This window comes from Streptomyces sp. NPDC088124 (genome assembly GCF_040685895.1).
Classification (GTDB): Bacteria; Actinomycetota; Actinomycetes; order Streptomycetales; family Streptomycetaceae; genus Streptomyces.
Genome location: NZ_JBFBJB010000114.1, coordinates 1 through 8,697, shown reverse-complemented (window position 1 = coordinate 8,697; position 8,697 = coordinate 1). Strand labels below are relative to the sequence as shown.

Genomic DNA, 8,697 nt, shown 5'->3' with positions numbered 1-8,697 from the left:
CAACCACTGCTCATCAGAAAGATCCCCACGCCCCACACGGTGATCATCACAGCGCGAGGCGTGAACAAGAAACCCGACCTAAAACACGGCCTAGGCCCCTTCCCCTGCCGTTGGACGTGCTGGCGTGTCCCCGCTCGGCAACGGCTACCGGTCTCGTATCCCCGGCGCGAGCAGGGCTGTGTTCTGTCGGCGGCATTGTCACACCGGGCCGCTACGGTTCGGCTATGGCCGCGCACACCTCGTCTCCGAACGGACTCGTCCCCGTACACATCGCTGTCCACGACCCCGCCCCGATGGAGGAGCCCGGTCCACAGACCAACGACTACGTACGCGACCGCTTCGCAGCCTCGGCCAAGTACGCGGGAATCTCCTGGACCGAGTATGGGGCCGAGCCGCGCTGGCTCGGCATGGACACCAGCACCTGCGCCGCCGCCATCAACCCGAGCCACTTTTCCGGGAACGGCGCCGACGAATACGACAGGTTCCTGTCCGGGGCGGCCTCGCGCGGCGAGCCCGCGCTCATCATCGCGACGATGGGCACGGCGGACGATGACGAGGACCGCGTGCGGTCGGTCTTCGGCCAGCCCGGTGGACGCGTGGACTTCCGCCACTTCACCGGCGCGATCGTCGGCGAGCGCCTGCTCGCGGGGGCGGAAATCGCCCTGGCTCCCGGTCTGGACGCGGCCGACCGCGACCTCGGACTAAGACTGCTCAACCGCCCTCCCAGCGCCCCGTGGTGGGCGATGACCGTGCAGGCGAGCGCCCGGGAGGGCGCGCGCGGAACGACGGTGCGCGAGCCCGAGGGCGAGCTGGTGCCGATCCTCGTCGACAGCCTGGACAAGCCCGTCGTCGCGCGCTGGACGTCCGGTGACGGCCAGCAGATCTGGTACGTGATCCCGGACGGGGCCGACTGGAACCAGGTGGTCGCCTGGCTCGTCCAACGTGCCCTTCCCGAGCACGTACCGGCCGCACTGCGCCGCGTCCGCTCACGCCACCATGTCGACCCCGCCCTGGAAACCCCCGCGGAGACACAAGCACGCAGCTCCCTTGAAGAGCTGGAGCGCCGCTATTTGGAGGACAAGGCCCGCTTGGAAGACGAATTGGAGCAGGCGCGGCAGGAGGCCGAACCCGTGCGGGCCGGTCTGCTGTACGGCAGCGGCAGCGAGCTGGAAGACGCGGTGGCCGTCGTACTGCGTGCCGCCGGCTTCGCCGTCACCGATCTGGACGAGGAACTGGGCGGCACCCTGTCGGCGGACCTGCTCGCCGTGCTGAACGGGTTCACCTGCCTGGTCGAGGTGAAGGCCGCCGCGGGGGCAGCGGGGGAGAAGCTGATCTCGCAGCTTCAACGGCATCTGGAGAAATGGCCGCAGTTGCGGCCCGGCCAGCCTGTCACGTGCGCTGCCTTGATCGTCAACCACCAGCATCGCCTCGACCCCGCCGAGCGTTCTGCTGAGGTGTATCAGCGCAGGGTCGTCGACTCGCTCCCGTTTCCCGTGATCGCCTCCGGCGACTTGTTCCGCTGGTGGCGCACGCAGGACTGGCCGGCCGTGCAGGCCGCCGTGCTTGGCCAGCCCCACCCAGGAGGAGAACGGGACGAACCTCCTTCCGGTGGGCGGGAGACCCCGGTGGTCGGCCGTAGGCGGTGGCTTCCCTGGGGTAAATCGCAGAGGGCTCGGTAGGCCGGGAGGGCGAGCCCTCAGCCGCGGGCGGACGCACGCAGACATGGCGGCACGGCCATGAAGGAGCCCCTGAACACCTCCCGCGGGCGCCGACCAGCTTCCGGGCCGGATGCGTCCGTACCGCGAGCAGAACGAGGGTCGTCAGTAAGATCCTTCATCGGGAAGCTCTTGATGGCGGGCGCGCTCGACGTCTTCCTGTATCTCCTTGTACCCGGAGGGTATGCGGTTCCAGCCCCCAGACTTAGGGAGGGCAATATCCCGATAGGCGCGAGTCTCAGCGTCGCGCTGTGCTTCCCGGGTCGCCTCCGTCTCCTGGTAGCTGTGCTGAGCTGCCTCCTGCCGATGTCGGACCCAATGCTCATCCAGGCCACGACGGACGTAATCCAATGACCACCTTGCGTAATCCATGAGCCGAATATCGACATCGCCTTCCAGGAGGGCGTTCGCTTCTTCCAAGGCCCTCATCATTCGCCCGTAGGGCGACGCCCCCATCCCCCCTTCATCCCCAGCTTCGGTCAAAGCTGAAGCAAGATCGACTTTCATGTCTGCGGCGAGGATCCGCAGATACTGACACTCCTTGCCTAGCGGGGGGAGCTCCTTCGCCTTCTCCACGGCTTCACTGCGCTCCTGAGCCGCCCGTTCCTCTGGCGAGGCCGAGGTTATGGCGAGCATCGGCTCGGTCAGTATGCTCTTGAATTGCCCTGGGGCCTGTGTTCCATCAGAAAGATATTTTTCTCTTCCTGCTCGATAGTGGATTAGCCTCTCGAGCGCATCCTTCATCGGTGGGAAGTCTTCTATGTCAGGCATTGCATCACCTCCTCTTCCACAGTGACCCCAGTCTTCTGCACGGACAAGACGATGGCGTCCCACTATGGGGATCAGTCGGCCACCGCCGTTTATGTGTGGGGACTTTCCGGGGGGCGTCGTGTGACGGGTGATGATGGGGCTGCAACCGACTACACCGCCCTCGTCACGGCCGCCGCGCAGGCCGCAGCTCCGTGCCCTCCACCCACCCGCGCAAACGACCGCCGCGGCGCAGCGACGTCCCCCACGGCCCGCAGCAGAACATGGGTCGGCAGCAGATCCGCGACACCCTGCCGCCCGCGCCCGCACCCCGCACGGTCGAGCTCGCCCCGCGCCCGGTGGGCGACAAGGTGCTACCGGAGCTGCTGGCGCTGGTGACCCACCACTGCCGCCGCATCAACGCCTACCTCGCCCGCGCCCAGCACCTGCAGACCCTGCACGGCGACAGCATGAAGCAGTGGCAGCGCCCGGTCCTGTACGCCCTGACCGACGCCCTCGCCCACAACCACCTCCGGGTCGGGACCCTCGCCGCCTACCTCCAGCGCCAGGACCTCGACGCCGACCTGCTGCGCCGCTACCTGCAATCCCCCGACCCCGACCGCTACATCACCCGTGAGGCCGTCCAGCACCTCGACGGCCTCACAGGCGCCGTACCCGAAGAACCGGCCGAACCGATCTGGACCTCCGTCGGCCAGCACATCGCCCGCGACGGCGGCTGATTGCCAGGCCCCCTCACCCGCCGGGCGGGGTGCCTCCCGGCCCGCATGGATGCGGCGGGCGGGAGGCACCCGCAAGAGCGGACCCGGCCCGTCAGGCCGATGCCACCGGCCGGTCACCGGTGTCGTCCCCAGCCGGGCGTGGACGACGGATTGCCGGGTACGAGGTGACCAGCGCGAGCCACTGGTCCTGGGTGACCACGGGCCACGTACGCGGCCCCATGCGACCACGCAGCCCGATCAGGTCGGCCGCCCGGCCCTCGGCGGCCTCGATCGCCTTCTGCGGGCTGAACGGATCGGCTGCCACGACGAACACCCCTGCGAAGACCCGGGCCCGCTCCGGATGCCGGAAGTGATTTTGCAGCCGGGCGCCGACGCCACCGTCACGGTGGGCCTTGCCCAGCCACCGCAGCCGCCCGTCGACGTCGACCGCCAGGTACAGCCCGGCAAGCACATCGTCCAGCACCGCCAGAGTCTCCTCCCGGTGGCGGGGCTCCAAGCTGTACGGGGCGGGCCAGTCGCCGCACCGCAGTGGTCCCAGCGCGGTCCACGCATGGCGCAGCACCCGCGCGTCGGCCACCGGCCCGGCCACCGGCTCCGCGCAGCAGTCCACGCTCACAGCGACATCACCGCCACGGTGGCCTTGTCCAGCAGCGGCGCGACCTTGGCGGCCTCCGCCTTGATGTTGTTGAAGTCCTCCACGTACAGCGCGCGCACATCGGCGGGTTCCATCTCGTCGCCGGCGTCCTCACGGGCACGCACGGCGTCCTGGACGGTCGCAAGGAGCCGGGCGATCTCCTCGGCGACGGCGGCGGCGCTGACCGTGCTGCTGGTTACCGCGGAGGCCAGTTCCGCGCGCAGGCGGGTCATGCGGGCCAGCGGGCTCTCCTGGATCTCCTCCTCGAGTTCCACGGTGTCTTCGCCGCTGCCCTGGACCTCGGCGCCGGCGTCCGCAGGCGGCTTCTGGCGCTCGCCCTTGCGGAACGACGTCAGGGGGAAGAGGTCATCGAACCACTCCTTGTCGGCGAGGACCCCCTCGCGCGGGTGACCGAGCGGGTCGGGTGCCCAGAAGGTGCCGGGTGCTTGATCAGGGACACCGAAGCCGGCATCGGGCGCGTGGAGGACCTCTTCGGCGAACGCCAACAGAAGTTCGCGGGTCACTCCCTGCGGCGGGTGGGTGTAGGCGTTCACCAGCGACTGGACCGCGTTGGACGGCGAGCGCCGCACACCCTTGCGGTCCGCAGCCTTGAACGAGCCCTCGTTGGGCGTGATGAACGGCTCAGCACCGCTGATCATGCCGGGCACCAGATGCCGCCGTACCAGGGTCTCCCAGGCCGCGGCATCCCCCTGACGGCAGGCGGTCAGCAGCGATGCGAGGCTGCGCGCATCGGGCCGCACCCCGAACTGCACCTCGGGCTTGCCGAACAGGCCCTCGGCGGCGGCGGGGGGACCGGGGCGGAGAAAGTGCTGAGCGACCACGGCCGCCCAGATCTCCGTCCGTCGCTTGGCCCTGTCCCCGTTCCGCTGAGCCCAGGAAGCCTCTTGCAGGGCGGTACGCACCACCGGCCAGTACCGGCCGGTGGGCATCGGGGCACGCGGTGCCAGATTTTCCGGACGCGGCGGGACCGGCGGGAACACCATGACGGTGGCGCAGCGGATCGCCACATCCCGCAGGGTCATGGGGCTCACTTCGTCGCCCGGCGACAGCAGGACCTTGAGCACGTCGAGCGCGCGGGCCCCGACCAGAGCATCGGCGATCGCATTCTCGTCCAGCTCACCGGCCACGATACGGCCCTGGGCGACCTCCTGGGCGAGCAACTCCCCCAGGAGCCCCGCGGCCTGGTAGGCCTTGACCAGGGTGGACCACAGCCCCAGGGAGCGGTCCATGTCCTCGTAGTCCAGCTGGCCGCGCAGGTGCTCGTGCACGTTCAGCTGGCGCAGTGACTCCTCCAGCCGTTCCGGCTTCTTGGCGCCGACCACGACCCGGGCCGGCACCTGCGCGATCCGCACCGCACGCTGCGCACGCCCTTCCGGGGCCCGGTCGGGGTCGGCGTACTCGGCGTTGAGCAGGGCGCTGATCCGCCGCAGGATCTCACCCAGCCCCCGCACGACCATCCGCCGGTTCTCCTCCTCCCCAGGCAGCCGCAGCACAGCCTGCGGCACCCCCGTCAGAAGCTGCTGCGCCGAGATCCCGAAGGTCTCCAGACGAGCATCGGCACGGTTGGCACCCGTGGCCTGCTGACCCCGCCAGACGTACCGCCGCGCCCCGTCCCGGTCGATCACCGGAGTCCGCTGCAACACGACCACGGTGGAATCCCGCTGTCCCTCCTGCACCAGGGACTCCACCAGGTCGTAGGGACGCTGCCGCGCCCGACGCCGCAGCATCTCCACGGCGTACCGCTGCACCTCGGCGGCCACCTCCGCACGGACATCCTCCGTCGTGAGAGCCGCGAGCGGGGCCCCGTCCTCGGTGACGGCCCGCACCACCGGCAGCGGACGCCGCTTGCCCAGCGCCTGCTCGCACGCCTCCAGCTCCTTTTTCGCGCACGCCAGTTCTTCCTCGGCGGTCGCCACCGCGGCCACCGCCGCGTCCTTCTCCGCCGGCGTCGCGGTCGAGGCCAGCGCCCGCAACGCCGCCTTCGCACGCTCCACCCCGACGGTCCACGCAGCCACCAACCGCTGCTGGTCGACGAGCTCCTCCAGGCGCTCCTGGTTCTCGGCAGACGGATGCAGCCACGCGCTGCGCGTACGGTCGTTGATGACCCAGGGCAGCGTCGCCGCCCCGTGCAGTTCCACCTTCAGCACCAGCAACGCTCCATCGGTGTCGCGCTGCTCGATGTGGTACGCCGTGGCGCGCAGGAAACGGCTCCCGCGACGGCGCTCGGTGACGCGTTTGGCCTCACCCCGACCGAGCGCCGGAGCGAGACCTTCCAGCACGGCCTGGCGGGGAACGGGCGCGAAGCCCTCGGCCACGCAGGTGTTGAAGATGGCCTCGTAGAGGTTCTCCGCCCAGGTCGAGTGGGTCGGAGGCGGGAAGGACCCCTCAGGGGTCTCTTGGGCAGACATAAGGAACAGACGGTCCCTAACTCCGGGAGCCCTCGTGGCCCCGGGCGCGACTCGGCGCATCCGGCGGCGCCGGGTGCGGCACGCACCCGAACCGCGGGCACTCCCGTCCAGGGAGCACCGACGAGGGCCGCCGTCACCGTCCCGCGCCTAGTAGCGCGTAGCGGCGAAGACCGTCTGCCCCTTCGAGTCCACCACCGGAGACTGTGCACGCCACCGGAACATCACCCTGAAACAGCGGGGCCTCCGCGGCGCACGGCTCACGCCCTCTCCGCCGACGGCGGCACGGGGCTGGCAGGTCGTCAGGACCACTGACGTGCCCTGACAGAGTGCCAGTTACCATATGAATCAGACAAGTTGCATGATAAGCCCATGGAAGACGCGCGTAGAATCACAAGATCACGCACTGCGTCATACGTCTAACTGGCCGCCGACTCCAGTTCCTTCAAGATCTTTCAGCCGGACCGACCAGAGCCGTTGTCCGCGCCGCCGCCCACCGCCCGCCCGGGGTTCGTCAGCTCGCGCAGGGTGCGCAACCAGGTCTCGCCGAAGCCGGCCGGACTGGTGTCGTCGCCGGGGATGCTGAAGATGTGCGGGTCTTCCGCGAGTTGCTTCATGAGCGTCTCGTAGAGGTTGTCGAAGGGCGGCTCGAGGCAGACCGTCAGGGACTCGGCGAACTGTCTGGGGGAGGGGTTGATGGCGATGACGTGGTCCAGGGCCGGGAACATGCCCCAGTCGTCGATCCGCTGCCGTAGCGCGGCCTGCGCGGGGGTGTCCGGCAGGAGCAGTCCGTGCAGCATGTACAGCGCGTAGAACATACGCAGACCCACCAACACCTCTCGTGCGCGCACCAGCTCCTCGTCACTCGCCCTCTGCACCTGGGCCACGATGTCCGCGTTCTGCTGGAGCAGTCCCCAGTCCACCTCGGGCCCCTCGCCGCGCTCCGCGGCACCCAGCATCTGCGCCCAGTCCTCGGCCGTCAGCCCGAACATGCCGAAGGCGGCGAACGCCTCGGCCAGCGCGTCCGCCCCGACCTCCTGCGCGCCCAGGCCGATCGCGGCGGCCACGTGCACCATGCTCCTGAAGTCCGGCCCCTCGGCCTCAGCCGGCACGTCCCCGCCGGCTTCGAGCGCCGCACGCACCAGCGCGGGGTTAGCCGCCCCGCGGTACGGCCCCATGAGCCGCCCGGCGGCCGCGTACAGCGTGTCCTGTCCTTCCTCGCCCGCCCCGGCCGCGCTGCGCGCGAACTCCACCAGCCGCTGCGACGCCGAGCGTTGCAGCGCCCACACCAGGGCCTCGCGCACGGCGGCCACCGGCGGCTCCGGCACCCGGCACGCCCCCGGCCGCACCGGCGGCGTGCCGGCCTCGGCGAACCACCCCAGCACGGCCAGCCGCCGGTCCCGCCCCTGCCGAAGATGCCGGGCCAGCGCCGCCGCGCCCTCCACCACCAGCGGATCGACCGCGTCCACCACCGACCCCCGGCCGCGCCCCAGCCCCCGCCGCCGATGACGCGGCAACAAGCCCACCCGCCGCCAGCTCTCCAGCTGGCTTGGCGTCACCGCCACCTCGTGCGCGGCAAGTTCACGCACCACCTGCAGATCAGCCGGACTCGGCGCCCCTCGTGCCATGCCCACCATTACAACCCCAAGAAGCGCAATTTTCTGCGGTCTCGCGGCTCTGGCTCACTGGTCCCAGCACCACAGCCCACGCCGCTGAACCCGGCCCGAACGAAGGACACCTCGCGATGCCGAAGAAGAACCACACCTCCTCGACCATCCCGCACCAGGGTGACGTGACACCCGCCCCGGCCTCGTGGTGGCGCCTCGTCTCCGTGGCACTCGTCACCGGAGCCGCCCGTCACATTGGTGCCCTTCTGGCCGGCCTCGCGGTGACCTGGTGGCAGCACGACTGACACACCCCGGCGACACACGCGAAGAGGAACCCAACACCTGTGCAAGCGCCTCGGACTGACATCACCTCACCCCGTCCGCACACACCACGGCCCACCCACCACAACCCCCCAGCCCAGTAGGGCACACCCCATAACCCGGATTCACCAAAAGTTCCGAAGCAAAGGAAACAGCCGACGAACCAGCCCAGCCCCCGCCCCGTAGCCAGCCGCCCGCGAACGCGGGCCGGGTCCGGGAGCGCAGCGGACGGACCCCGAGGCTCCCTCAAGGAGCGCAGCGACGAGGGAGCCGCCGACTCGGAGCGCGAGCGGAGAGTTGGAAGGCACCAGCCCAATATCCGGATTCAGCAAAAGTCCTGACGGAAGGAAACAGGGCTCGGAGCGCAGCGCAGAGGCCCAGCTCCTCGCAACGCGAGGAGCTTCACTCCATCACCCCGCGCAACGCGCGGGGTGTCATTTCAACTCCCGTGCGCAGCACGGGAGTTCGCTGGGAAGCTGCGCAGCAGCTTCTTACCCGCTCCGCGGG

Annotated in this window: 7 protein-coding genes; 3 read left to right on the top strand and 4 right to left on the bottom strand. The window is 69.9% G+C overall.

Features of this window, described 5'->3' with window-relative positions; all coding sequences use genetic code 11:
- Positions 1–224: 224 nt before the first annotated feature.
- Entirely contained in the window at positions 225–1,679 is a 1,455-nt protein-coding gene (locus AB0P17_RS42830) for a hypothetical protein (RefSeq protein WP_365820486.1), read from the top strand.
- Positions 1,680–1,820: 141 nt separating this feature from the next.
- Here AB0P17_RS42830 and AB0P17_RS42825 read toward each other — a convergent pair whose 3' ends face one another.
- Complete coding sequence (locus AB0P17_RS42825) at positions 1,821–2,486, bottom strand: hypothetical protein (protein ID WP_365820484.1); 666 nt, start codon at positions 2,484–2,486, stop codon at positions 1,821–1,823.
- A gap of 191 nt (positions 2,487–2,677) precedes the next feature.
- Here AB0P17_RS42825 and AB0P17_RS42820 point away from each other — a divergent pair, with 191 nt between their 5' ends.
- Positions 2,678–3,202, top strand: a complete 525-nt coding sequence (locus tag AB0P17_RS42820) for a hypothetical protein (protein ID WP_365820482.1) — start codon at positions 2,678–2,680, stop codon at positions 3,200–3,202.
- Positions 3,203–3,293: 91 nt separating this feature from the next.
- Here AB0P17_RS42820 and AB0P17_RS42815 read toward each other — a convergent pair whose 3' ends face one another.
- From AB0P17_RS42815 to AB0P17_RS42805, 3 genes are all read right to left on the bottom strand, one after another.
- Positions 3,294–3,818, bottom strand: coding sequence for a hypothetical protein (locus AB0P17_RS42815; RefSeq protein WP_365820480.1), 525 nt, complete (start codon positions 3,816–3,818; stop codon positions 3,294–3,296).
- Positions 3,815–6,265 (bottom strand): hypothetical protein, encoded by a 2,451-nt coding sequence (locus AB0P17_RS42810; RefSeq protein WP_365820478.1) that lies wholly within the window; start codon positions 6,263–6,265, stop codon positions 3,815–3,817. Before AB0P17_RS42810 ends, AB0P17_RS42815 begins: the two co-directional genes overlap by 4 nt.
- 452 nt (positions 6,266–6,717) lie before the next feature.
- A complete protein-coding gene (locus AB0P17_RS42805) occupies positions 6,718–7,851 on the bottom strand; it encodes a hypothetical protein (RefSeq protein ID WP_365820476.1) in 1,134 nt (377 codons plus the stop codon).
- A gap of 155 nt (positions 7,852–8,006) precedes the next feature.
- Here AB0P17_RS42805 and AB0P17_RS42800 point away from each other — a divergent pair, with 155 nt between their 5' ends.
- Positions 8,007–8,174, top strand: a complete 168-nt coding sequence (locus AB0P17_RS42800; protein WP_365820474.1) for a hypothetical protein — start codon at positions 8,007–8,009, stop codon at positions 8,172–8,174.
- Positions 8,175–8,697: the final 523 nt, after the last annotated feature.

Bases quoted from the DNA above. Each gene is read 5' to 3' on its own strand.
- AB0P17_RS42830 (WP_365820486.1), top strand. From the start codon at position 225: ATGGCCGCGCACACCTCGTCTCCGAACGGACTCGTCCCCGTACACATC.
- AB0P17_RS42825 (WP_365820484.1), bottom strand. From the start codon at position 2,486: ATGCCTGACATAGAAGACTTCCCACCGATGAAGGATGCGCTCGAGAGG.
- AB0P17_RS42810 (WP_365820478.1), bottom strand. From the start codon at position 6,265: ATGTCTGCCCAAGAGACCCCTGAGGGGTCCTTCCCGCCTCCGACCCAC.
- AB0P17_RS42800 (WP_365820474.1), top strand. From the start codon at position 8,007: ATGCCGAAGAAGAACCACACCTCCTCGACCATCCCGCACCAGGGTGAC.